Source organism: Pseudomonas sp. FBF18 (assembly GCF_024261405.1).
GTDB lineage: Bacteria > Pseudomonadota > Gammaproteobacteria > Pseudomonadales > Pseudomonadaceae > Aquipseudomonas > Aquipseudomonas palmensis.
Genome location: NZ_QKRS01000002.1, coordinates 454,189 through 478,082, shown reverse-complemented (window position 1 = coordinate 478,082; position 23,894 = coordinate 454,189). Strand labels below are relative to the sequence as shown.

23 protein-coding genes are annotated in these 23,894 nt (G+C 66.5%); 10 read left to right on the top strand and 13 right to left on the bottom strand.

Going from position 1 to position 23,894, the window contains the following annotated elements:
- Positions 1 to 142 precede the first annotated feature (142 nt).
- The 5 genes from DN387_RS05950 to DN387_RS05930 all read left to right on the top strand — a co-directional run bounded on the left by DN387_RS05950 (position 143) and on the right by DN387_RS05930 (position 5,197).
- Positions 143 to 1,645 (top strand): APC family permease, encoded by a 1,503-nt coding sequence (locus tag DN387_RS05950; protein WP_043860061.1) that lies wholly within the window; start codon positions 143 to 145, stop codon positions 1,643 to 1,645.
- Complete coding sequence (locus DN387_RS05945) at positions 1,605 to 2,195, top strand: DUF3156 family protein (protein ID WP_054914423.1); 591 nt, start codon at positions 1,605 to 1,607, stop codon at positions 2,193 to 2,195. Before DN387_RS05950 ends, DN387_RS05945 begins: the two co-directional genes overlap by 41 nt.
- A 117-nt stretch (positions 2,196 to 2,312) precedes the next feature.
- On the top strand, positions 2,313 to 3,266 hold the full coding sequence (gene feaR, locus DN387_RS05940) for a transcriptional regulator FeaR (RefSeq protein WP_054914424.1): 954 nt from the start codon (positions 2,313 to 2,315) through the stop codon (positions 3,264 to 3,266).
- Between the two features lie 118 nt (positions 3,267 to 3,384).
- Positions 3,385 to 4,599 (top strand): multidrug effflux MFS transporter, encoded by a 1,215-nt coding sequence (locus tag DN387_RS05935; RefSeq protein ID WP_054914425.1) that lies wholly within the window; start codon positions 3,385 to 3,387, stop codon positions 4,597 to 4,599.
- Positions 4,600 to 4,615: 16 nt separating this feature from the next.
- Complete coding sequence (locus DN387_RS05930) at positions 4,616 to 5,197, top strand: TetR/AcrR family transcriptional regulator (RefSeq protein ID WP_054914426.1); 582 nt, start codon at positions 4,616 to 4,618, stop codon at positions 5,195 to 5,197.
- An 86-nt stretch (positions 5,198 to 5,283) separates the two neighbouring features.
- Here DN387_RS05930 and DN387_RS05925 read toward each other — a convergent pair whose 3' ends face one another.
- Complete coding sequence (locus DN387_RS05925) at positions 5,284 to 5,649, bottom strand: cupin domain-containing protein (RefSeq protein ID WP_054914427.1); 366 nt, start codon at positions 5,647 to 5,649, stop codon at positions 5,284 to 5,286.
- A gap of 35 nt (positions 5,650 to 5,684) precedes the next feature.
- Positions 5,685 to 6,983, bottom strand: a complete 1,299-nt coding sequence (locus tag DN387_RS05920) for an FAD-binding oxidoreductase (protein ID WP_043860067.1) — start codon at positions 6,981 to 6,983, stop codon at positions 5,685 to 5,687.
- Positions 6,984 to 7,162: 179 nt separating this feature from the next.
- On the opposite strand from DN387_RS05920, the gene hpaR reads away from it, so the two are divergent.
- Entirely contained in the window at positions 7,163 to 7,585 is a 423-nt protein-coding gene (gene hpaR / locus DN387_RS05915) for a homoprotocatechuate degradation operon regulator HpaR (RefSeq protein WP_043860068.1), read from the top strand.
- 81 nt (positions 7,586 to 7,666) lie between these two features.
- On the opposite strand, the gene hpaI is transcribed toward hpaR, so the two are convergent.
- The 8 genes from hpaI to DN387_RS05875 form a co-directional block, all read right to left on the bottom strand.
- Entirely contained in the window at positions 7,667 to 8,470 is an 804-nt protein-coding gene (hpaI, locus tag DN387_RS05910) for a 4-hydroxy-2-oxoheptanedioate aldolase (protein ID WP_054914428.1), read from the bottom strand.
- A 15-nt stretch (positions 8,471 to 8,485) separates the two neighbouring features.
- Entirely contained in the window at positions 8,486 to 9,289 is an 804-nt protein-coding gene (hpaH, locus tag DN387_RS05905) for a 2-oxo-hept-4-ene-1,7-dioate hydratase (RefSeq protein ID WP_043860070.1), read from the bottom strand.
- A 12-nt stretch (positions 9,290 to 9,301) separates the two neighbouring features.
- Entirely contained in the window at positions 9,302 to 10,606 is a 1,305-nt protein-coding gene (locus DN387_RS05900) for an MFS transporter (protein ID WP_043860071.1), read from the bottom strand.
- A 50-nt stretch (positions 10,607 to 10,656) separates the two neighbouring features.
- Positions 10,657 to 11,052 carry a 5-carboxymethyl-2-hydroxymuconate Delta-isomerase gene (locus DN387_RS05895; protein ID WP_043860072.1) on the bottom strand — a complete coding sequence of 132 codons (396 nt, stop codon included), beginning with the start codon at positions 11,050 to 11,052 and terminating at the stop codon, positions 10,657 to 10,659.
- Between the two features lie 19 nt (positions 11,053 to 11,071).
- Complete coding sequence (hpaD, locus tag DN387_RS05890; protein ID WP_043860073.1) at positions 11,072 to 11,929, bottom strand: 3,4-dihydroxyphenylacetate 2,3-dioxygenase; 858 nt, start codon at positions 11,927 to 11,929, stop codon at positions 11,072 to 11,074.
- 122 nt (positions 11,930 to 12,051) lie between these two features.
- Positions 12,052 to 13,512, bottom strand: coding sequence for a 5-carboxymethyl-2-hydroxymuconate semialdehyde dehydrogenase (gene hpaE / locus DN387_RS05885; RefSeq protein ID WP_054914647.1), 1,461 nt, complete (start codon positions 13,510 to 13,512; stop codon positions 12,052 to 12,054).
- A gap of 5 nt (positions 13,513 to 13,517) precedes the next feature.
- A complete protein-coding gene (locus DN387_RS05880; protein WP_054914429.1) occupies positions 13,518 to 14,291 on the bottom strand; it encodes a fumarylacetoacetate hydrolase family protein in 774 nt (257 codons plus the stop codon).
- Positions 14,291 to 14,962 carry a fumarylacetoacetate hydrolase family protein gene (locus tag DN387_RS05875; protein ID WP_043860075.1) on the bottom strand — a complete coding sequence of 224 codons (672 nt, stop codon included), beginning with the start codon at positions 14,960 to 14,962 and terminating at the stop codon, positions 14,291 to 14,293. The genes DN387_RS05880 and DN387_RS05875 overlap by 1 nt, the downstream gene beginning before the upstream one ends.
- Positions 14,963 to 15,113: 151 nt before the next feature.
- Here DN387_RS05875 and hpaA point away from each other — a divergent pair, with 151 nt between their 5' ends.
- The gene (hpaA, locus tag DN387_RS05870; protein ID WP_043860076.1) at positions 15,114 to 16,016 is read left to right on the top strand and encodes a 4-hydroxyphenylacetate catabolism regulatory protein HpaA; all 903 of its coding nucleotides are present in this window, start codon (positions 15,114 to 15,116) and stop codon (positions 16,014 to 16,016) included.
- Positions 16,017 to 16,134: 118 nt separating this feature from the next.
- On the opposite strand, the gene DN387_RS05865 is transcribed toward hpaA, so the two are convergent.
- Genes DN387_RS05865 through DN387_RS05855 form a run of 3 tightly spaced genes read right to left on the bottom strand, consistent with a single transcriptional unit; the run spans position 16,135 to position 20,148 of the window.
- Positions 16,135 to 17,709, bottom strand: a complete 1,575-nt coding sequence (locus DN387_RS05865) for an ABC transporter substrate-binding protein (RefSeq protein WP_054914430.1) — start codon at positions 17,707 to 17,709, stop codon at positions 16,135 to 16,137.
- Positions 17,710 to 17,712: 3 nt separating this feature from the next.
- The gene (locus DN387_RS05860; RefSeq protein ID WP_054914431.1) at positions 17,713 to 18,909 is read right to left on the bottom strand and encodes an LLM class flavin-dependent oxidoreductase; all 1,197 of its coding nucleotides are present in this window, start codon (positions 18,907 to 18,909) and stop codon (positions 17,713 to 17,715) included.
- A 15-nt stretch (positions 18,910 to 18,924) separates the two neighbouring features.
- On the bottom strand, positions 18,925 to 20,148 hold the full coding sequence (locus tag DN387_RS05855) for a lipase family protein (protein WP_054914432.1): 1,224 nt from the start codon (positions 20,146 to 20,148) through the stop codon (positions 18,925 to 18,927).
- Between the two features lie 300 nt (positions 20,149 to 20,448).
- Between DN387_RS05855 and DN387_RS05850 the strand changes: the two genes are divergently transcribed.
- The 3 genes from DN387_RS05850 to DN387_RS05840 all read left to right on the top strand — a co-directional run bounded on the left by DN387_RS05850 (position 20,449) and on the right by DN387_RS05840 (position 23,862).
- The gene (locus DN387_RS05850) at positions 20,449 to 21,525 is read left to right on the top strand and encodes a sigma-54-dependent Fis family transcriptional regulator (protein ID WP_043860049.1); all 1,077 of its coding nucleotides are present in this window, start codon (positions 20,449 to 20,451) and stop codon (positions 21,523 to 21,525) included.
- Positions 21,526 to 21,709: 184 nt separating this feature from the next.
- Positions 21,710 to 23,392: a nitrite/sulfite reductase gene (locus DN387_RS05845; protein WP_043860048.1), complete on the top strand. Its 1,683-nt coding sequence runs from the start codon at positions 21,710 to 21,712 to the stop codon at positions 23,390 to 23,392.
- A complete protein-coding gene (locus DN387_RS05840) occupies positions 23,380 to 23,862 on the top strand; it encodes a DUF934 domain-containing protein (RefSeq protein ID WP_043860047.1) in 483 nt (160 codons plus the stop codon). The genes DN387_RS05845 and DN387_RS05840 overlap by 13 nt, the downstream gene beginning before the upstream one ends.
- The last annotated feature ends 32 nt before the right edge of the window (positions 23,863 to 23,894 follow it).

Genomic DNA, 23,894 nt, shown 5'->3' with positions numbered 1-23,894 from the left:
CGGTCCGCCAGGCAAACCGGCTACGGCCAGAAGTGCGCTGGCAGCCTGCAACAAAACCCCAGGCAGCCACGGGCAAGACGCCAGTCAACCGCCAGCGCACAGTGGCGCATAACCACAACAACGGCATTCGAGGTCGCTCATCATGTCGCTCAACCACACCCTCAGCGTGCACCTGAACCGTGGCACGGTCGGGTTCCCCACCGCGCTGGCCAGCACCATCGGCCTGATCATGGCCAGCCCGGTGATCCTCACCGCCACCACCGGTTTCGGCATCGGCGGCGGTGCGTTCGCCGTGGCCATGCTGATCGCCATGCTGATGATGCTCGCCCAGTCGACCACCTTCGCCGAAGCCGCCGCCATCCTGCCCACCACCGGCTCGGTGTACGACTACATCAACTGCGGCATGGGGCGCTTCTTCGCCATCACCGGCACGCTGTCGGCCTACCTGATCGTGCACGTGTTCGCCGGCACCGCCGAAACCATCCTGGCCGGGGTGATGGCGCTGGTGAACTTCGAACACCTCAACACCCTGGCCGAATCCGCCGGTGGCTCGTGGCTGCTGGGGGTGGGCTTCGTGGTGGTGTTCGGCATCCTCAATGCGTTCGGCATCAGTGTGTTCAGCAAGGCCGAGATCATCCTCACCTTCGGCATGTGGACCACGCTGATGGTGTTCGGCGTGCTCGGCCTGATCGCCGCCCCGGCGGTGCAACTGGACGGCTGGTTCGGCGCGTCGCTGGTGGGCACCGACCTGATCACCGTGCTGTCGCTGGTGGGCATGGCGATGTTCATGTTCGTCGGCTGCGAGTTCGTCACCCCGCTGGCACCCGACCTGCGCCAGTCGGCGCGCACCCTGCCCAGGGCCATGGCGCTGGGGCTGTTCGGCGTGGCCTCGTGCATGTTCATCTATGGCGCGGCGATGAAGCGCCAGGTCGACAACGTGCTGCTCGACGCCGCCAGCGGTACGCACCTGCTGGACACGCCCATGGCCATTCCGCATTTTGCCCAACAGGTGATGGGCGATATCGGCCCGTTGTGGCTGGGCATCGGCTTTCTGTTCGCCGGCGCCGCCACCATCAACACCCTGATGGCCGGGGTGCCGCGCATCCTCTATGGCATGGCGGTGGATGGCGCATTGCCCCGGGTGTTCACCTACCTGCACCCACGCTTCAAGACCCCCATCGTGTGCATTCTGGTGGCGATGCTGATCCCGTGCCTGCACGCCTGGTGGCTGGGCGGCAACACCGACACCATCCTGCACCTGGTACTGGCGGCGGTGTGTGCCTGGAGCACCGCCTACCTGCTGGTGACGCTGTCGGTGGTGATCCTGCGCATTCGCCGGCCCGACCTGCCACGGGCCTACCGCTCGCCGCTGTTCCCGCTGCCGCAATTGCTGTCGAGCGTCGGCATCGGCCTGGGCATGTGGTTCATCACCCCGCCGGGCATGAACCCGGCCCAGGTTTACGTGCCATTCGCCTGGATGCTCGGCGCCACGGCGGTGTACGCGCTGTTCTGGACCCTGGTGGTGCAGAAGGTCAACCCGTTCAAGCCGGCCTCGGTCGAAGAGGTGCTGGCGCGCGAATTTGCCCACCAACCGGGAGTCGAGCATGGCGCATACCCTGCCCACACTGTGGCAAAGGCTGTTTGACCGCGCGCCCTCGGGCTACCGCCCCGGGGTGACGCTGGCGCACCTGCAGCGCAACCTCGGCCTGGCCGGTTGCGAGGTGCTGGGGCCGGGCAGTGCACGCTACGCCCTGGCCGATGGCAGCCTGGCGTTCGAGGTGCGCGAGCGCACCGAGTCGCAGTTGCTGATGCACCTGGTGCTGTGCGAGTTCCGCCTGCAGGTGCCCTGCCCGCAACAGGGCACGGCGCGGCTGGCGTTGCAGCATACCGGTGCACTGCGGCGCAGCGGCCTGCGCTGGCGCCGGCTGCGTGGCGAGCGGTCCTGGCAGGCGCGGCTGGAGCAGGCCCTGGCCCACGACCCGGCCCTGCAACAGGCGCTGATGCCGCTGGATTTCAAGCGCCTGCACCTGGACCTGGCAGGCGGCTGCTGGACCCTGACCCTGGAGCACATGGGCGGCAGCGAGGTGGTCAACCGCATGCCGGCGTTTCGTCGCTACATCAGCCTGAACCCCGCACAGCGTGACCTGCTGCTGGCCGCGTTGAAAGGTCTGGCGCGGCTTGTCGAAGACCTCTGAACCCGCAGACTGGCACCAAAACTGCTTCCACCCTGGCGACGACGAACGTGTTGCGTGCATATAGCTAACATGTTAACTATTGCCCAACAAAAACAAGATGCCATCGTGGAGGTACCCATGAGTACTCATCAGCTCGCCGGCACTGCGCTGGACCGCTGGAATGCCGACATGCAGCACATTTGCGGGCATTTCGAGACCGAACTTGCGTTCAATCGCTCGCTGTTCATCGGCGAGATTTCCACCTGGTCACGCGGCGGCCTGGCCCTGGCCAACCTGCGCACCAACGCCGGGCTGATCCGCCGCGACGGCATCAAGCCCGACCGCGACAACGACCAGCACTGCTTTCTGGTCAGCCAGCGCACCGGTTTCTCCCAGGTCACCCAGAACGGCGTCAGTGTGCAGCTGGCACCGGGCGAGATGCTGCTGATGGACGCGGTCGGGGCCTGTGAAATCATGCCGTTCGGCCTGATCGAACACGCCTCGCTGTCGCTCTCGCGCGAGGCGGTGTGCCGGCAGCTGGGGGGCGATGCGCGTACCTTCGGCAAGATCTCCCAGACCAAGGCCTGCGGGCGCATGCTGCATGTGCTGATGGATCAGCTGTGCAAGGAAAGCGCTACGGGGGAGGGCGAGCTGGCCGAGGGCCAGGCCCTGCACAGTGCATTTCTGTCGCTGCTGGGGTCGGCCCTGGAGGGCGGCGATGACCAGGTGCAGCCGGGCGCGGCGCTGCACGGCGCCAACCTGCGCAGCTATGTGCAGAAGGTCATCGACGAGTCCCTGGGCCAGCCTGGCCTGTCGCCGGTGAACCTGGCCAACCGCCTGAACATTTCGGTGCGCCACCTCTACCGCCTGTTCGAAGAGCAGGGCGACAGCGTGTGCCGCTACATCCAGCGCACGCGCCTGCAACGCAGCGCCGACGACCTGGCCAACCCGATCCTCAAGACCGAGTCGATCACCACCATCGCCTACAAATGGGGCTTCACCGATTCGGCGCACTTCAGCCGCTCGTTCAAGAAACAGTTCGAACGCTCGCCCAAGGACTACCGCTCCCATAGCCTGGCCGGCCCGGCCTGATAAACCACTGGCTTGACCCTCCGGGGCACAGTGTATAGGCTCGCACGTTCTGGCTACCTACCGGTCGGTAGGTTGGCATTCGGCAGCCAGACCTGTGACCTTTTTGTGGATTCGAGCTATGCACACCCCGCAGTCCCCCCACGTGAAATTTGCCGTGTCCCTGGCGCTGATCGGCGCCCTGGGGCCGTCGGCCATCGACATGTACCTGGCCAGCATGCCGAGCATCGCCGCCGAGTACGGCGCGACCTATGCCGGGGTGCAACTGACGCTGACGGTGTTTCTGCTGGCCATGGGCGCCGGTCAATTGCTGTTCGGCCCGCTGGTCGACACCCTGGGCCGGCGCCGGCCGCTGCTGGCCGGGCTGCTGGTGTTCGTGCTCAGTTCGCTGGCCGCGGCCCAGGCACCCAGCCTCGAAACCCTGCTGGCGGCGCGCTTTGTCCAGGGCCTGGGCAGTGCGCTGACCCTGGTGGTGATCATGAGCATGGTCCGCGATGTGGCCGAAGGGGCGCGTGCCGCGCAGATCTTCGCCCTGCTGATGACCGTCGAGGGCCTGGCGCCTGTGCTCGCACCGGCGGTGGGCGGTTTTGTGGGGGCGCACCTTGGCTGGCGCGCGATCATGTTCACCCTGGCCGGGCTCGGCGTGCTGGTGCTGTTGAACTCGGCCTGGGTGCTCAAGGAAACCCTGGCCGCCGACAAGCGCCAGCCCTGGCAGCCGCGGGACATCCTGCGCACTTACCTGCGCATCGGCAGCGATGGCCAGTTCCTGCGCCCGGCGCTGGCGCTGGCGGCGGTGTTCTTCTTTCTGTTTGCCTACATCGGCGGTGCGGCGTTCGTCTACCAGACCCACTTCGGCCTGTCGGTGCAAGCCTTCGGCACGCTGTTCGGCGCCACCGGGGTGGCAATTCTGCTCGGCGCCATCGCGGCGGGTCGGCTGGTGGCGCGCAAGGGCCTGCTGCGCCTGGCCAAGGCCGGTGCGGGGTGCCTGCTGATCGGTTCCCTGGTGGTGCTGGCAGGGGCCCTGAGCGCGGCGGGGCTGGCCGGCATCGTTGCCGGCATGGCGCTGGCGATGTTCGGCCTGGGCATTCTCGAGGCCACGCTGATGTCGCTGGTGATGTCTTCGCAAAGCCGCGCGCTGGGCTCCACGGCGGCGTTGCTGGGCGCCTTCCAGTTGATCATTTCGTCGTTCGCCACGCCGTTGTCGGGCATCATGGCGCCTTTGGGCGCGGCGCACTGGGCGTCGCTGCTGGTGATTTCGGGTGTTGTCGTGGCGCTGCTGGTGCGCGCCTGCACCCGGCACGCGCCGGTCGAGGCGAGCAGCCTGGCCGGGCATTGATACGGGAGAACCCTGCATGAGAACCCTCACGCCTTCGGCGCAGAAGGTCTGCACGATCGCGGTCGAGCAGTTTGCCGAGCATGGCTACGATGCCGCGTCGCTCAACGACATCGCGGCGGCGGCCGGCATGCGCAAGCCGTCGCTGTATGCGCACTTCAGCAGCAAGGACGACCTGTTCGAGGCGGTGTTCGAGCGTGCGGTGGAGGCCGAGCGGCTGTATGTGGAGCAGTGCTTTGCGCAGTGCGATGACGCGTTGCCGGGGGCCGGCTATGCCCACTGCCTGGGTGAGCGCTATCAGCAGTCGGCGCACCTGCGGTTTCTGCTGCGCACCGCGTTCTTTCCGCCGGCGGCGCTGCGGCCGATCATCTCGGCAGGCTTCGAGGGGTACCTGGCGCGGCTGGGCGAGGTGTTCGAGCAGGCGCTGGGCACGTGCCTGCCGCAGGTGCCGGTGGCGCGGCGGGGGGTGTATGTGGACGCGTACCTGGGGGTGGTGGACAGCCTGAATGTAGAGCTGATCTATGCCGGGCCGCAGGCGTACGCGCGGCGGTTGCGGGCGATGTGGGTGGTGTTCGGGGATGCTTTGAACGCAGCCGGATAAATCGTGGTGCCCTCATCGCGGGTCAAGCCCGCTCCCACAGGATCACAACAACCTGTGGGAGCGGGCTTGACCCGCGAAGAGGCCCGTCAGGCCACCGCCAGGTAATGCTTCACGAAGCTCTCGCTCAGCACCTCCCACAGCACCGGCGTGCCCTTGGTCACGAACCAGCTGTCGCCCACCTTGTACAGCGTGCTCTGCCCGGTGCTTTCATCGGTCAGGCGCACTTGGCCGGTCATCACCGTGGCCTGCTCGTTGAACGGATAGACCATGCGGAACCTGCCCCGGGTGGTACCGAAGTAGGCGCTGCTGAGCGCGTCGGTCGGCGCGCCGAAGGTCATCTTGCCGAAGGCACGCACCTCGCCTTCGAGAATCTCCGAGCCCAGGTCGGCAACGGTGCCCCAGGCGTCGAGTTCGCCGAGCTGGATGTTGTGCTTGAGTGCAGTCAGGGTCATGGCAGTGTTCCTTGAACAGTGGAAAAAAAGGGGGGTCAGCGCCGGCCATTCCAGTACCCCGACAGCTGGTGCCAGGATTTGCCTGCCGTGAGCAGCAGCGGGCGGATATGGTCCTTGCCGACAATTGTCGGGCGCGGGATCGAACTGACCAGGTCATAGCGGGCCGAGCCTTCGCTCATGCCTTCGGCCAGCACCTTGCAGATGATGTGGCTGGGCGTCACGCCGAACCCGGAGTAGCCCTGCACGTAGAACGCATTGCTGCGCCCGGGCAGGGTGCCGACCTGCGGGAACAGGTTGGGGCTGCAGGCCATCGGGCCACCCCAGGCCAGGTCGATCTTCACGTCCTTCAGGTACGGGAAGATCTTCAGCATCAATGCCCGGTTCCAGGCCTTGAGGTCGCGGGGGATATGCTCCACCAGCGGCGTCGCGGCGCCGAACAGCAGACGGTTCTCGTTGGTCACGCGGTAGTAGTCGATCACCGGGCGAATGTCGCTGTAGGCGCCGCGAATCGGGCTGATGCGCCGGATCAGCTCCTCGGGCAGCGGCTCGGTCATCATCTGGAAGGCGTAGGTGTTGATGGTGGAGCGGTGCAGTTCGGGTTCAAGCCTGTTCAGAAAGCTGTCGCAGGCCCACAGCAGCTTGCTGGCGCGTACCGAGCCGCGGCCGGTGCGCACGGTGATGCGCTCGCCGTACTGCACCTGCAGCGCCGGGCTGTTCTCGAAGATGCGCACGCCATGCCCGGCCACGGCCTTGGCCTCGCCCAGCAGCAGGTTGAGCGAGTGCACATGCCCGCCGCCCATGTGCAGCAGGGCGCTGCCGTAGGCGTTGGAGCCGATGATCTGGCTGACCTCGCTGCCGCCCAGAAAGCGGATCTCGTGCTGGGAATTCACCGACTTGAAGTCTTTCTCCCAGGCGCGCAGGGTTTTCTCCTGGCGGGCATTGAAGCCCATGTAGCCATAGCCGTGGCAGAAGTCGGCATCGATGGCGTACCGGGCGATGCGCTGCTTGATGATGTCGGCGCCCAGGTCGCTTATCTCGAAGATCTGGCGCAGGCCATCTTCGCCCACGGCTGATTTGATCTTTTCAAGGTCGTGGCCGATGCCGGCCATGATCTGCCCGCCGTTGCGCCCGGTGCCGCCAAAGCCCAGGTAGCGGGCCTCGAGCACGACGATGTTGGTGATGCCCTTTTCGGCCAGCTCCAGCGCCGTGTTGATGCCGGAAAACCCGCCGCCGATGATGACCACGTCCGCGTCTTCATCGTGTTCCAGGGTCGGGAAGCTCAGGTTGTATTTCTTGGTTGCCGTGTAGTAGGTCGGCGTTTCGATCGTGATCATGGCGCAGCCTGAAAAGTGGAGGAGCTTTCGAGGCCTATTAGGGGGCTTGGCGGGGTGGCGTGTCTTGACCCTGCGTGCCGCGTGCCTTGACCGCGGGTGCCAGCGCTGCGCAGGCGGGTAGGTGGCCGCCGGCTTCTTTGTTAAAGTGTTAACAAATAACCTGATGACCGTAGCCTTCCATGTCCAAACCTCGTGTTTCGCTGACTCTTACCTTGTTGCAAGCCCGCGAGGCGGCAATGAGCTTCTTCCGCCCCTCGCTCAACCAGCATGGCCTGACCGAGCAGCAGTGGCGGGTCATTCGTATCCTCAGCCAGCAGGGCGAGCTGGAGATCTACCGGCTGGCCGAACAGGCGTGCATCCTCAAGCCGAGCATGACCGGTGTGCTGGTGCGCATGGAGGCGGCGGGGCTGGTGTGCCGGCGCAAGGCCGAGCAGGACCAGCGGCGGGTGCTGGTCAAGCTGGCGGACAAGGGCGTGGCGTGTTTCGACTCCATGAGCCAGAGCATGGAGGCCAACTACCAGCAGCTGCAGGACCAGTTCGGTGAACAGAAGCTGCAGCAGTTGCTGGGGTTGCTGGAAGAACTGAAGCAAGTACGGCGCTAACTCATTCGCCGGCAAGGCCGGCTCCTGCAGACACCGCAGCCTGTGTAGGAGCCGGCCTTGCCGGCGAAGCGGCCCGTCAGATCAATACACCCCGCCAGCCTTGTCGACAGGTGCCGCCTCACCCTTGAACTTGCCCACCAACCCCTGCAACCCGCGCATCAGCACCGTGGTATCCACCCCCACCGCCACGAACGCCGCGCCCAGTTCGATGTAGCGGCGCGCCAGCGCTTCATCGGCGCTGAGAATCCCGGCCGCCTTGCCCGCACGCTGAATCCGCGCGATCGCGTCTTCGATTGCCGCCTGCACGTCAGGGTGCCCCGGATTGCCCCGGTGCCCCATCGACGCACTCAGGTCGGCCGGGCCGATGAACACCCCGTCCACCCCCTCCACGGCCGCAATCCGGTCCAGCTGCGCCAGCCCCTCGACGCTCTCGATCTGCACCAGCAGGCACATCTGCGCATCGGCCTGGTCCAGGTAGCCGGGGATGCTGTTCCAGCGCGACGCCCGCGCCAGTGCACTGCCCACCCCGCGCACGCCCAGCGGCGGGTAGCGCATGGCGCGCACCAGCTCGCCGGCCTGGGCCGCGCTTTCCACCATCGGCACCAGCAGCGTCTGCACACCGATGTCCAGCACCTGCTTGATCAGCGCGGTGTCGCCGATCACCGGGCGGATGATCGCCTCGCCAGGGTAGGGCGCCACCGCCTGCAGCTGCGCGAGCATGCCGCGCAGGTCGTTGGGCGCATGCTCGCCATCGATCAGCAGCCAGTCGAAGCCGGCATTGGCCGCCAGCTCCGCGCAATACGCGCTGGCCAGCCCCAGCCACAGGCCGATCTGCGCCTCCCCACTGGCCAGGCGTTGTTTGAAACGGTTCACAGGCAGGTGCATGGCAGTCTCCGAAGGTCAGACAAAACGGCAGGCGATGGAACCGAGCATGTCGTAGTCGACATGGAAGGTATCGCCGGGGTTGGCGGCCACCGGCCGGGTGAACGAACCGCCCAGGATCACTTGGCCGGCCTCCAGCGCCACGTCATACGGCGCCAGCTTGTTGGCCAGCCACGCCACGCCCTTGGCCGGGTGGTTGAGCACCGCCGCCGACACCCCGGATTCCTCGATCACGCCGTTGCGGTACAGCACCGCCGGCACCTTGCGCAGGTCGATGTCGCCCGGGCGCACCGCGCGCCCACCCATCACCACCCCGGCATTGGCGGCGTTGTCGGAGATGGTGTCGAACACCTTGCGCGTGGCGCCACTGTGCGGGTCCACCTGCTGGATGCGCGCATCGATGATCTCCAGCGCCGGGATCACCCATTCGGTGGCATCCAGTACATCGAACAGGGTCACATTGGGCCCCTTGAGGGGCTTGCCGAGGATGAACGCCAGCTCCACCTCCACCCGCGGCACGATGAAGCGTTCGAAGGGGATGTCGCTGCCTTCGTCGAAAAACATGTCGTCGAGCAGCGCGCCGAAGTCCGGCTCGGTGATGTTGGACGACACCTGCATGGCGCGCGAGGTCAGGCCGATCTTGTGCCCGACCAGCTTGCGCCCGTCCTTGATCTTCTGCGCCACCCAGGCGCGCTGGATGGCGTAGGCGTCCTCGATGCCGATGGCCGGGTGGTCGAGGGAAAACTGGCGCACCTGCTCGCGGCTGCGCTCGGCGCGGTCGAGCTGGGCGGCGGCTTGAAGGATCTGGCTAGGGTCGAGCATGTTCGGCATCTCTTACTGGGGGTTGACGATGGCAGCCCGGGTGCGCAGCACCAGCAGGCCACCCAGGGCGATGAACAGGGCCAGCACGTACAGCGCAAGGCTGGCGCTGTGGGTGGTGTCGCGCATCCAGCCGATCAGGTAGGGCGCAAGGAACGAGGCGATGCTGCCGAACGAGCTGATCAGCGCGATACCGGCCGCCTGCGTGGTGTTGGACAGAAACGCCGGCGGCAGCTGCCAGAACATCGGCAGGGCGGCGCTGGCGCCCATGCCGGCGACGATCAGACCGCCCAGCACCATCAGCGGGTTGCCCGGGGCCAGCCCGGCCACGGCGATGCCGAGTGCCGACATCAGCAGCGGCACGCACAGGTGCCAGCGCCGCTCGCGCTGGCGGTCGGACGAGCGCCCGCAGGCGATCATGAACAGGCAGCCGGCCAGGTAAGGGATGGCGCTGAGCAGGCCCACGCGGCCGTCGCTGCCAATACCGGCGCCGTGGATCAGGGTCGGCATCCAGAAGGCCAGGGTGTTGACCGCCAGCATCACCGCGAAGTACACCGCCACCAACAGCCATACCTGACGGTTGCGCAGGATGCCGCCGAACGAGGTGATCGACTTGCGTTGCTCTTCGCTGGCCAACTGCTCGCGCAGGTGCTGCTTCTGGCCGGCGTCCAGCCAGCTGACGTGCTCGAAGCTGTCGGGCAGGCGCTTGAGCACCACCAGGCCCAGCAGCATCACCGGGGCCCCTTCGATCAGGAACATCCACTGCCAGCCGCGCAGGCCGGCGGCGTCGTGAAACAGTTCCAGGATGCCGCCCGACAGCGGCCCGCCGATCACCCCGGCCATCGGCACGGCAATCGCGAACAGCGCGGTGATCTGGCCACGGCGCCGGGCCGGGTACCAGCGGTTGAGATACACCAGGATGCCGGGGAAGAACCCGGCCTCGGCCACGCCCAGCAGAAAGCGCAGCACGTAGAAGCCCGAGGCCGACTCGACCCACAGCATGCCGGTGGACAGCGCGCCCCACACGATCATCAGGGTGGCGATCCAGCGCCGCGGGCCGACCCGGTCCAGGGCCATGTTGCTGGGTACGCCGAACAGCGCGTAGGCGATGAAGAACAGGCCGGCACCGAAGCCGTACACCGTGTCGCTGAAGTGCAGGTCGCTGCTCATCTGCATCTTGGCGAAGCCGATGTTGATGCGGTCCAGGTGGGCAAACAGGTAGCAGACCAGCAGCAGCGGCATCAGCCGCCAGGTGACGGTGCCGTGGGTGGAGTCGTGCTGGGCAAGGCTGGCCGATGCGGCGGTATTGGCTGTGCTCATGATCTTGTTCTTTTTGGTCAGAGGGCCGATGGGGGAGCGCAGGGCCGGGTTCAGCCCGGCTGCTGCTGGTTCAGAAACGCGTGCACGTTGTTCTGCTTGAAGTTCAGTTGCGGGTGCAGCTCGATCATTTCGAACGACAGGGCCAGCAGGCGCTGGCTCTGCAGGTCGGCAAAGTGCTCGGTGATCACCGCGAACAGGGCCTTGGCCACCTGTTCGCGGGTGGCCAGGTCGCGCCCGTGGCCGACCTTGAGGGTCATGTGCACGAAGGCGTAGTCGTGCTGCCCGTCGGCCATGCGCCAGGTGTCCAGGCGCACCGCCCGGCTGCGGATGCCGCCCAGCGGGAACACGCCCGTGGCGCCCAGGCAGTGGTGAACCTTTTCGAACAGGCCGGGCAGGTCGGCCTGGGCTTGGAGGTTGTCGGTGTACTCGGCGATGAAGTGGGGCATCCTGGGCTCCTTGGCGCGGTCAGACGGGGAAGATGGCGTTGATCTGGCCGGTGCCGGAGCTGCCGAACGGCTCGGTCAGCACCTCCACCGGCCTGTCGTAGTCGGCGCCGCCAAGCAGGCCCAGCAGCATCGCGGTGTCGTGCATGCCACCTTCGCCGTAGCAGTGGCTGGCGTAGTCGGGCAGCATCGCGCAGAACTCCCTGAAGCGGCCCTGCTTCCACAGTTCCACCACGCGCAGGTCCATCTGCTTGTCGAATTCGCGGGTCCAGTTGTGGATGTTGGCCTCGGCGTTGCGGTCGTCCGAGAAGCGGTGCGAGAGCGAGCCGGAGGCCAGCACCAGCACCTTGCGGTCGCTCTTCTCGATGGCCCGGCGCACGGCGGCGCCGAACGTGAAGCTGTCTTCCAGGCGGTGCCAGGCGCACCAGGCGGCGATGGACACCACCTTGAGTCTGTCGGCGGCGGGCACGTCCATGTGCATGTAGCGCATCGGTACCAGGGTGCCGTATTCCAGCTCCAGGCTCGGGATGTTGTGGGCCAGGGTGCGCACGTCGGCGGCATTGGCCTCCTGTGCGATCAACTCGCCCAGTGCCGGCAGGCCGGGGTACTCGAAGTCCATGTTCTTGATGAAGTGCGGCAGTTCGTTGCTGGTGTAGGTGCCCTTGAAGTGCTCGCCGCAGTTGATGTGGTAGCCGCTGTTGACCAGCCAGTGCACATCGAACACCACGGCGGTGTCGGCGCCCAGTTCGCGGGCGCGGCGGCCGATCTCCTTGTGGCCGGCGATGGCGGCCTCGCGGCAACCGTGGTGCTTGCCGGGCAGTTCGGACAGGTACATCGAGGGGACGTGGCAGACTTTGGCTGCGAGGACGACTTCGCCCATGGTGGGGTACTCCTGGATCTGTTGTTCTTGTGGTGGGTCAGTGAGTTCGCCATCGCGGGTCAAGCCCGCTCCCACAAGGATCATTGCGGTCCCTGTAGGAGCGGGCTTGACCCGCGATGCGCTTAGAGGCCCCAGCGCGGAATGGCGTGGCTGCCCATCGACACGCACACGTTCTTGATCTCGGCAAACACCTCGAAGCTGTACTGGCCACCTTCGCGGCCGGTACCGGAGCCCTTCACCCCGCCGAACGGCTGGCGCAGGTCACGCACGTTCTGGCTGTTGATGAACACCATGCCGGCCTCGATGCCATGGGCCAGGCGATGCGCCTTGCCGATGTCCTGGGTCCAGATGTACGAGGCCAGCCCGTACTCGGTGTCGTTGGCCAGCTTCAGTGCCTCGGCCTCGTCCTTGAACGGGATCAGGCACACCACCGGGCCGAAGATCTCCTCCTGGGCAATGCGCATGCTGTTGCTCACGTCGGCAAACACCGTGGGCTGGATGAACTGCCCGCGCGCCAGGTGCGCCGGCAGGTTGGCCGGGCGCTCCAGGCCACCGGCCAGCAGGGTGGCGCCTTCCTCGATGCCGATGCGGATATAGCCGGTCACCTTGTCGTAGTGGGCCTGGGTGATCATCGAGCCGACCTGGGTCCTGGGGTCTTGCGGGTCGCCCACGATCAGGCGCTTGGCCCGCGCCGCGAACTCGGCCACGAACTGCGGGTACACGCTCTCTTGAATGAAGATGCGGCTGCCGGCGGTGCAGCGCTCGCCGTTGAGCGAGAAGATGGTGAACAGCGCCGCGTCCAGCGCGCGCTCGAGGTCGGCGTCCTCGAAGATCAGCACCGGCGACTTGCCGCCCAGTTCCATCGAGTACTTCTTCAGGCCCGCGGTCTGCATGATCTTCTTGCCGGTGGCGGTGCCGCCGGTGAACGAAATGGCGCGTACGTCCGGGTGACGCACCAGGGCATCGCCTGCGGTGGCGCCGTAGCCCTGGATCACGTTGAGCACACCGTTGGGGATGCCGGCCTCGACCGCCAGGCGGCCCAGTTCGTTGGCGGTCAGCGGCGACAGTTCGCTCATCTTCAGCACCGCCGTGTTGCCCAGGGCCAGGCAGGGCGCGGTCTTCCAGGTGGCGGTCATGAACGGCACGTTCCACGGCGACACCAGCGCACACACGCCGACCGGCTGGTACAGGGTGTAGTTGAGCATCTGGTCGTCGACCGGGTAGGTGTGGCCATCCATGCGCGTGCACACTTCGGCGAAGAAGTCGAAGTTGTGCGAGGCCCGCGGGATCAGCACGTTCTTGGTCTGGTGAATCGGCAGGCCGGTATCCAGGGTTTCCAGCTCGGCCAGCCGGGGCACGTTCTGCTCGATCAGCTCGCCCAGCCTGCGCATCAGCCGCGCACGCTCCCTGGCCGGGGTGCCGGCCCATTTGGGGAACGCCTCCCGGGCCGCTGCAACTGCCTGGGCGACTTCTTCGGCGCCGCCGCTGGCGACTTCGCCGATGGCCTCGCCGGTGGCCGGGTTGTAGTTGACGAAGACGTCCTTGCTTTCGACCTCACGGCCATTGATCCAGTGCTTGATCATCGGGTTCATGCCTCTTGCGGGTTCAGGGCGAAGAACTCGGCTTCGCTGACAATGCGGTTGACCAGGCGGCCGACACCTTCCACTTCCACCACCACTTCATCACCCGGCACCACGTCGGCCAGGCCTTCAGGGGTGCCGGTGGCGATCATGTCGCCCGGTTGCAGGGTCATGAAGCTGGACAGGTATTCGATCAGGTAGGGGATGTCGAAGATCATGTCGCGGGTGCTGCCCTGCTGCTTGAGCTCACCGTTGATCCAGGTGCGCAGGGTGAGGTTGGACGCATCCGGCACATCGGCCACATCGACCATCCACGGGCCCACCGGGGTGGTGGCGTCGCGGTTCTTCACCCGCAGGTTGGGGCGGTAGTAGTTCTCCAGGTAGTCGCGGATCGCGTAGTCGTTGCACACCGTGTAGCCGGCCAGGTATTGCAGCGCGTCCTCGCGCCTGACGTTGCGCGCCGGCTTGCCGATCACCGCCACCAGCTCGCACTCGTAGTGCATGTACTTGACGTTGTCCGGGCGCCAGGTGACCTGGTTGTGGCCGGTGTAGGTACCGGGCGACTTGACGAAGGCCAGCGGCTCGGTGGGTGCGGCAAAGGCCAGTTCGGCGGCGTGGTCGGCGTAGTTCAGGCCCAGCGCGAACATGCTGCCGGTGGCCGGCGGCAACCACTGCACCTCGTGCTCGGCGAGCAGGCGGCCATCGGCCAGGCGCACGTTGTTGCCATCTTCCACGGTCACGGCGTGGTCCTGGCCCTGGTAACGGATACGGGCGTGTTTCATCAGCGTTGCTCCTGTTCGGCCACGATCGGGTTGGCCAGGCGGCCCAGGCCGCTGATCCGGACCTCGACCTGATCGCCTGGCAGCACGTCCACGCGGCCTTCGGGGGTGCCGGTAATCAGCACGTCGCCTGCGTGCAGGGTCATGAACTCGCTGATCTCGGCGATCAGCTGCGGGATGTTGCGCACCAGGTTGGCGGTGCTGTTGTGCTGGCGCAGTTCGCCATTGACGAACAGCTCGATGGCCAGCTGATGCGGGTCGGCCACCTGCGCGGTCGGCACCAGCTCAGGGCCGAGTACGCAGAAACCATCGCGGCACTTGGCCTTGACCGCCGGGCGGTAGTAGCTGTCTTCAGGCAGGCTGAACTCGTTGACGATGGTGTAGCCGGCCACGTGCTCCAGGGCCTGTTCGACGCTCACGCGGCTGGCGCGCTTGCCGATCACCACGCCCAGCGCCGGGCCCGGCTGCAGGCGTTCGACACCTTGCGGGTACACCACCGGGGCGCCATGGCGGTTGCGCGTGTTGGGGGTCTTGATGAACAGCACCGGCTTGACCGGGGGCTTCTGGTACGGCGCCTGTTCGAATTCGGCGAGACGCTGGTTCAGCAACCCCTGGTAGTTCAGCGCAACGCCGAACAGGGTGCCGGTGGCAACGTCGTGCAGGGCACGGCTCATGCTCTTCTCCTGGCAAGGGCAGGGCGGCAAGCACCCTGCGGGACAAATCGTTAATGTGTTAACGTTATAATTAAGATGTTAACGAAAGGCAAGCGGCGCGTGTCAGGCGTTAAGCTGCCGGCAGAACAAGAACACAGCAGGAAACCCCGTCATGAACGAACGCACGCCGATTCCCAACATCAACATCGGGCAGGTCTACGACCAGCGGTACAGCGATGCCGAGGTGCATTACGACAAGCTCGGCAACCTGGCCGGCTTTTTCGGCCGCAACATGCCGGTGCACCGCCACGACCGCTACTTTCAGGTGCATTACGTCAAGAGCGGCACGGTGCGGGTGTACCTGGACGACCAGCAGTACGTGGAGTCGGGGCCGATGTTCTTCCTTACCCCGCCGACCATCCCGCACTCGTTCGTCACCGAGCCCGACGCCGATGGCCACGTGCTGACCGTGCGCCAGCAACTGGTATGGCAACTGCTCGAAGCCGACCCTGCGCTGGCGCCTGGGCCGCAGGTGGCGCCGGCGTGCGTGGCGCTGAGCGGGCTGGAGGGACGGTTTGCCGACGAGGCGCGGCGCCTGGTGCTGCTGTTCGACGAGCTGCACCGCGAGATCAATGCCGCGCAGGTGGGCCGTGGCCCGGCGCTGGACAGCCTGACCCGGCTGATCATGCTCAGCCTGCTGCGCCTGTGCGCGCGCTCGCTGCCGGCGCGCCAGACCCGGCATGAGGACCTGCAGGTGTTCCACCGCTTCAACGAGCTGATCGAGGCGCATTACCTGGAGCACTGGCCGCTGTCGCGCTATGCGCTGGGGGTAGGGGTGACCGAGGCGCGGCTCAATGACGTGTGCCGGCGTATCGCCGACCTGCCGTCCAAGCGCCTGATCCTGGAGCGCCTGATGCAGGAAGCCAAGCGCCTGCTGCTGTTCACCGGCAGTTCGGCCAACGAGATCTGTTACAGCCTGGGCTTCAAGGACCCGGCGTACTTCAGCCGGTTTTTCCTGCGCTATGCGCAGGTGACGCCGGGCGAGTACCGCCAACGGCAGGCGGGCGTGCGCTGACATGGCATTTTTCCGTTTTTGTTGTTAGGCGCGGCAAGCGCCGCTGCCGCCATGATGGCGGTAGCGGTGTAACGGAAAAATGCCTTTTACAGGGGTGCGCTTGTACTTTTCAGAGCGCTCAGGCGGCGTTGTTCAACCACAGGTTTTCAAAACGCCAGGTGCTGAACAACGTCTGCTCCGGCGCCGCGCCGCCGACCTTGCGTGAAAACGCATCGAGCAGGTTGGCGTAGCCCCAGATCAGCAGGCCGCCCTTGTCGTACTGGATCTGCTGCGCCTGGTGGACCAGTGCGGTGCGCCTGGCCAGGTCCGGCTGGGCCATGGCCTGCAGAAACAGCTGGGTGAACTGCGGGTCGTCGAAGTGGGTCTTGTTGGCCACCGCGAACGGCGCGTCGGTGTGCATGGCGCTGGCCAGGAACGGCGCGCCGATGGTGCCGCCGGTGCTCAGCAGCCACTGGTCCTGCTGCGGGCCGTTGAAGGTGGCGCTGTCGACCTGGCGCACATCGAGGGTCACGCCGATGCGCCTGGCCTGCTCGGCCAGCACCAGCGCAGAGGCCAGCGCCGGCCCGGCGGTGGTCACCAGTTCCACCCGCAGGTGTTCCTGGCCAGCCTCGCGCAGCAGTTGCGCGGCGCGCTGCGGGTCATGGGCACGCGGGGGCAGGGCGTGGTTGAAGGTGGGGTCGAACGGGGCGTACAGGTCGTTGGCCACGCGGCCCTGGCCGTTGAGGGCGCGGCGCACCAGCTCGTCGCGGTCGGCCAGCAGGCGCAGTGCCTCGCGCACCCGCGGGTCGTTGAATGGCGGCTTGCTGGTGTTCATTTCGAACGACAGCCAGTTGCCGCTGATCGACGTCACCAGGTTCAGCCGCGGGTCGCGCTCGAGCACCTGCAACTGCTCGCTGGGCATGCCGTTGGCCATGTCGATCTGCCCGGCACGCAGCGCGGCCAGGCGCGAGACCTGGTCCTTGAAGTCGATGATCTCCAGTTCATCGGCATACGGCCTGCCGGCCTTGTAGTAGTTCTCGAAGCGGCTGAACACCGAGCGCTGGCCGGGGGTGAAACTCTTGAACCGGTAGGGCCCTGCGCCGACCGGGTTGGTGACCGGGTGATAGTCCACCGGCACGATGCCGCCGAAATTCACCCAGGTTTCCGGCAGTGGCAGGAAGCTGCGGCCGTCCTTGAAACTCAGGCGCACCGTGCGGTTGTCGAGCTTGACCAGGTTGTCGCGGTCCACCCAGTGCAGCAAGGCGGCGTAGGGCGAAGCCAGCTGCGGGTCGGTGAGGCGGCGGATCGAGAAGATCAGGTCGTCGGCATCGATGGTCTTGGCGTTGTGGAATTCCAGGCCCTGGCGCAGGCGCAGGGTCCAGCTGCGCGCGTCGCTGCTGGCCTCGGCGAACTCGGCCAGGGCCAGGCGCGGCTGCATCTGCTCGTCCCATTCCCACAGTTTGCTGTACAGCGCAAAGCCGCGCACGATGCCGCTGCCGATGGGCTTGTGGGCGTCGAGGTTGCCGGTCTGGCCGCCGTCCAGGATGCCCAGGCGCAGGCGCCCGCCGTGCCGCGGCTGGGCAACCCCGGCGGCGGGGGCGGGGGCGTCATCCGGGCCGCAGCCGCTGAGCAGGCTGGTGCCCAGCAGCAGGCCGCCGCCCATGGCCAGGCCCTGGCCGATGAACTGGCGCCGGCTGTAGTGGTTGGGGTTCATGGCTCAGGCTCCTGCCGCGCGCAACTGCGCGGTGGCCTGCACGGGCCGGCTCAGTGCCTGCCGTTCACCGCGAAAGTGCGGCAGGACGTGCTCGCCCAGGCGGTAGGCTTCTTCCAGGTGCGGGTAGCCGGCCAGGAAGAACAGGTCGATGCCCAGCGCGTTGTACTCGCGAATGCGCGCCACCACGTTGGCGTAGCTGCCCACCAGCGCCAGGCCCGGCGGGATGCCGATGTGGCTGAAGCCCGACCACACGTTGGGGTAGATGAAGAAATCGTCGAAGCCACGCTCGTCGTGCTCGGGCCGGTAGTCCTCCTCGTAGCTGAGCTTGCGCGCGGTACGCAGCCCTTCGTGGGCCGCCTTGGCCTTGGCGGCCCCCCTGGCCACGCCCTCGTCGAAAAAGCGCTTGGCTTCGGCCAGCGCCAGTGCCTCGGTCTCGCGGGCGATCACGTCGATCGACAGGCCGAAGCGGATGTCGCTGCGGCCGAACGTTAGCGCACGCTGGCGGATGTCGGCGATCAGCGCGGCGATCTCGTCGGGGTGCTCGGCGCGCATCAGGTAGAAGTCGGCATGCTTTGCAGCGAACTCGCGGGCGGCAATCGACGAGCCGGCCGTGCAGATCAGCGGCAGCTCGGCCTTTTTCTGCGGCCCGCGCAGGCCGCCGCCTTCGGCCTTGTAGAAGCGCCCGTCGTAGTGGAAGTGCTCCGAGTGCCAGTAGCCCTTGACCACATCCATGAACTCGGTGGCGCGGGCGTAGCGCTCGTCGTGCTCGGCCAGGTCGCCGACCTGGCGCTGGAGGGCGTCCGAGCCGCCGTTGATGATGTTCCACACCAGCCGGTTGCCGCTGGCGCGCTGGTAGGTGGCGGCCTGCTGCACCGCCACCCACGGGGTGTAGTGGTAGGGCTGGAACGCGGTGACGAACTTCAGCGTGCGGGTTTCGCGGGCCAGCAGCGAGCACACCGTCCAGGGCTCTTCGCCGGACGGCGCATTGACCATCAGCGCACCGCCGAAGCCGTTGATTTCGGCGGCCCGGGCAATCTGCCCCAGGTAGTCGATGTAGGTGAAGTGGTCACCGACCGCAAACCCCGACACCGCGCCGGTGCTGGCGCCGTCGGCATGCCAGTCGCCGCGGTTGCGCGGGTCGCCGGGCAGGAACTGGGTTTCACCGTGCAGCGGCAGGCGGGTAAAGAATTCGATGCTCATGGGCAGGCTCCTGGCTTATTGCACGCTGGGGTTGCAGATAGGGGTGACGGGCTGGTCGCTGAACACCTTGCGCGCGAAGGGCAGCGAGTCCTTGAGCGAGGCATTGACCGTCTCGCTGTGGCCCAGGCCCTTGTACAGGTGGCCCTCGACCACCGAGCCGGCAGCGCACGCGTCCTTCATCAGGCTGACCTGGGTGACGGCAGCGGGGGTCTTGTCCTCGGCGCCGGTGCCGATGAAGATCGGCTGCGCAAGCTTGAGCGTCGGGTAGGAGACCTGCGCCAGCCACGGCTTGAGTTGTGCGCCGTCGTTGGCCTTGCGCGTGTTGGCCGGGGTCAGCCCGGTGCCGATCACATCGGCGGTGAGCGACGCCAGGCAGGTGGTGCGAGCCTGTTCGAACAGTGGCAGGGCCTTGTCGGTGTAGAAGTCGCGCGGGTCGATGCTCGGGTCGTATTGCTGCGCGGCCAGCAGGGTGTAGAAACCGTAGGCCAGTGACGCGTCGACCTTGTTCGGGTCCTGCTCACCCACGTTGCTGGCGCCCACGGTGTAGATCACCCCGGTACCGACGCTGCCCTTCAGGCCCAGGTCCGGGGCGTAGGTGGGGGCATAGGCGGCAGAGGCGAAGGCCCCGGCGCCGCCCTGGGACTGGCCGACCACCAGCACCTTGTTGGCCAGGCCCGGCACCCCGCTGACCACGGCGCGGGCCGCATCGAGGATGCCGTAGGCGGCCATGCGGTTGTTCAGCAGCGGGTGGCCGCCGGGCACGCCCAGGCCCTGGTAGTCGGTGGCGACGATGGCATAGCCCTCGTTCAGCCAGCGCGCCAGGTACTGCACGTCGCGGTACGAGCGGCCCGACCAGGACGGCGCGCAGATGTCGGCCACGCCGACGGTGCCATGCCCCCAGGTGACCACCGGCCAGCCGCCGGCCGGGGCCTTGCCCTGGGGAATGAACAGCGCGCCGGAGACCGCGATCGGGGTCTTGCCGTCGATGCCGTCGGTGGAGCTGTAGAGAATGCGCAACTGGCTGGCCGCGCCGGGCAGGCTGAGGGTCTGCTCCAGCGGCTCGCTGCGCAGCAACCTGCCGGGGGTGGCCGGGATCGCCTGTTCCCAGTGGTAGAACGCCGAAACGCGCCCGTCGCCCTGCAGCGGGTCGGGCGTGGGGGCGTAGGTGTCGGCGGCCATGGCGGCGCAGGAGAGGGCGAGCAGGCTCAGGCCGAAGGCCACGGAGTGCGGGAATTTCATCAGGGGCTTCCTTGGGCGAAACAACGATGCCGGGTGCAGAGCGAAAGCCGTGCCAGATGCTGAAATGTTCACGCAACTTGCTGAATAAAAAGGGTTTTCCTGGTTTTATCCAGTCGCTTCCCAGCACCGCGCTGCTGATTCGCAAGCAACCCCCGGGGCCGGATTGCTGCTGTGGCAGCAGTGCCTCAGCAGGTGGTTTCTGATAGGTGAAATTGGAATATACAAAGATGAATTAATAATTATTTGTTCTAATTTGTTTCGTGCACTATGGGCCGGCGCTATCAATGCCAGGAATGCACCATGTCGCTGATTACCCATCCCCATGCCCGGGAACTGACCAAATCCGTTCGTGCCACCGTGCTGGTGTTCAAGGACCCTCGCTCCCAGGAACTGCTGGCCCGTATCGAGCGCCTGGCGCCGAGCGAGGCCAACACCCTGATCATCGGCGAGACCGGCACCGGCAAGGAACTGGTGGCGCGGCATATCCACCAGTTGAGCCGGCGCGGTCGCGAACCGTTCGTGGCGGTGAACTGCGGCGCCTTTGCCGAAACCCTGGTGGAGAGCGAGTTGTTCGGCCATGAAAAGGGCGCATTCACCGGGGCCACCAACAGCAAGGCGGGCTGGTTCGAGGCGGCCAATGGCGGCACGCTGTTTCTCGACGAGATCGGCGACCTGCCGTTGAACATGCAGGTCAAGCTGCTGCGTGTGCTGCAGGAACGCGAAGTGGTGCGGCTGGGGTCGCGCACGCCGATCCCGATCAACGTGCGCCTGGTGGCGGCCACCAACGTCAACCTGGCCGATGCGGTGGTGGCGGGGCACTTTCGCGAAGACCTGTTCTACCGCCTGCACGTGGCGACCATCCGCCTGCCGCCGCTGCGCGAGCGCCCCGGCGACATCCTGCCGCTGGCCGAGTTCTTTCTCGAGGAGCATTGCCAGCGCCTGGGCTACAGCCGCGCCAGCCTGAGCCTGGAGAGCGAGCGCAAACTGCTGGGGCACAGCTGGCCAGGCAACATCCGCGAGCTGGAGAATGCCATTCACCATGCCTTGCTGGTGTGCCGCCAGCAGGTGGTGCAGCCGGCCGACCTGCACCTGGTGGACATGCGTTCGGTGGGTATCCGCCAGGAGGAGAGCGCCCAGCCGCTGCGCCTGCAGACGCCCGAGGCGCCAAGCCTGGAGGCGGCGCTGACGGCGCTGTTCGAGCAGAACGTCGAGGATTTGTACGAGCATATCGAAGAGACGGTGTTTCGCACCGCGTACCGCTATTGCCACGGCAACCAGCTGCAGACCGGGCGCCTGCTCAACATCAGCCGCAACATCGTGCGGGCGCGGCTGGAGAAGATCGGCGAGCTCAAGCGTAGCGATACTGTCGGCCTGTAAGGGCCCTTCGCGGGTCCACAGGTTGTGCACCGACTTGAGGGGCTGTGAACGTTCTGTGGGAGCGGGCTTGACCCGCGATACAGGCGCCACCGGGTCAACTGATCCGCATTAATCCCCCCAACCTGAATCTGTAACCCAGTACACCTCGAAGCCATAGTAGCGGCCTCCCTGATGAGGTCCGACCATGTATCACTACGACGAATACGATCGTGCACTGGTGTTCGAGCGCGTAGCCCAGTTCCGCGACCAGGTGCAGCGCTTCACTGCCGGTGAACTGAGCGAAGAAGAATTCCTGCCACTGCGCCTGCAAAATGGCCTGTACCTGCAAAAGCATGCCTACATGCTGCGCGTGGCCATCCCCTACGGCACCCTCGGCGCCCGCCAGATGCGCACCCTGGCCAGCATCGCGCGCGACTACGACCGCGGCTACGGCCACTTCACCACGCGCCAGAACATCCAGTTCAACTGGGTCGAACTGGCCCAGGTGCCGGATATCCTGCAGCGCCTGGCCGAGGTCGACATGCATGCGATCCAGACCTCCGGCAACTGCGTGCGCAACATCACCACCGAGGCCTTCGCCGGCGTCGCCGCCGACGAGATCATCGACCCGCGCCCGCTGGCCGAGATCCTGCGCCAGTGGTCGACCATCAACCCCGAGTTCCTGTTCCTGCCGCGCAAGTTCAAGATCGCCATCTGCTCGGCCCGCCAGGACCGCGCAGCGATCATGATGCACGACATCGGCCTGTACCTTTACCGCGACGGGCGCCAGCAGATGCGCCTGCGGGTTATGGTCGGCGGCGGCCTGGGGCGCACGCCGATCCTGGGCCTGCAGATCCGCGAGGGCCTGCCGTGGGAGCACCTGCTGTCGTACGTCGAGGCCATCCTGCGGGTGTACAACCGCCATGGCCGGCGCGACAACAAGTACAAGGCGCGCATCAAGATCCTGGTCAAGGCACTGGGCATCGAGGCCTTTGCCCGTGAAGTCGAACAGGAATGGCAACACATCAAGGACGGCCCGGCGCAGCTCACCGAAGCCGAGTTCCAGCGGGTGGCCGAAGGCTTCGCGCCGCCATGCTACGCCGCGCAGCCTGACGGCGACCTGGACTACGGCACCCACCTGGCCATGGACCGCTCCTTCGCCCGCTGGGTCTCGCGCAACGTGCAGCCGCACAAGGTGGCCGGCTATGCCAGCGTGGTGCTGTCGACCAAGCCCGGCCCGGCGGCGCCCCCCGGCGACCTCACCGCCGAGCAGATGGACAACGTGGCCGACTGGTCGGAGCACTTCGGTTTCGGTGAAATCCGCATCGCCCACGAGCAGAACCTGATCCTGCCCGATGTCCGCAAGGCCGACCTGTACCCGCTGTGGCGTCTGGCCTGCGAGCAGGGCCTGGGCACCGCCAACATCGGCCTGCTGACCGATATCATCGCCTGCCCGGGCGGCGATTTCTGCGCGCTGGCCAACGCCAAGTCGATCCCCATCGCCCAGGCCATCCAGAGCCGCTTCGACGACCTCGACTACCTGCACGACCTGGGCGAGCTGAGCCTGAACATCTCGGGCTGCATCAACGCCTGTGGCCACCACCACATCGGCAACATCGGCATCCTGGGCGTCGACAAGAACGGCAGCGAGTGGTACCAGGTGACCCTGGGCGGGGCGCAGGGCAAGGCCAGCGCACTGGGCAAGGTGATCGGCCCGTCGTTCAGCGCCGCCGAGATCCCCCGCGTGATCGAGCAGATCGTGGCCACCTACTGCGCCTACCGCGAACTCGACGAGCCCTTCGTCGACACCGTGGCGCGGGTGGGGCTGGAGCCGTTCAAGGAGCGCGTCTATGCCAGGCAGCCGGAGGTGTCCACATGCGCAATGTGATCGCGATACGCCAAGGGCAGGCGCAGCTTGTGGAGGGCGACAGCTGGCAGTTGCTGCGCGAGCAGGAGGCGCCGCTGCCGACGGGCGCGCTGATTTTGCCGCTGCACCGCTGGCTGGCGCAGCCCAGTGGTTATCACGGGCTGTGGCTGGGGCCGGATGACGATGTCGAGTCGCTGCAGCTGTGGCTGGGCGTGCTGCCGCTGATCGCCATCGACTTCCCCTCGTTTCGCGATGGCCGTGGCTACAGCCAGGCCTACCTGCTGCGCACGCGGCTGGGCTGGCAGGGCGAATTGCGTGCCGTCGGCGATGTGCTGCGCGACCAGCTGAGCCATATGCGCCAGTGCGGTTTCGACAGTTTTGCCGTGCGCGAGGACAAGTCGGCAGCCGACGCGCTCAAGGGCCTGCAGGGCATGAGCGTGCTCTACGGGCGTTCGGTGATCGAGCCCAGGCCGCTGTTTCGGCGACGTTGAGTGCGTAGGGTGCTGTCGCGTCGGTGATGGAA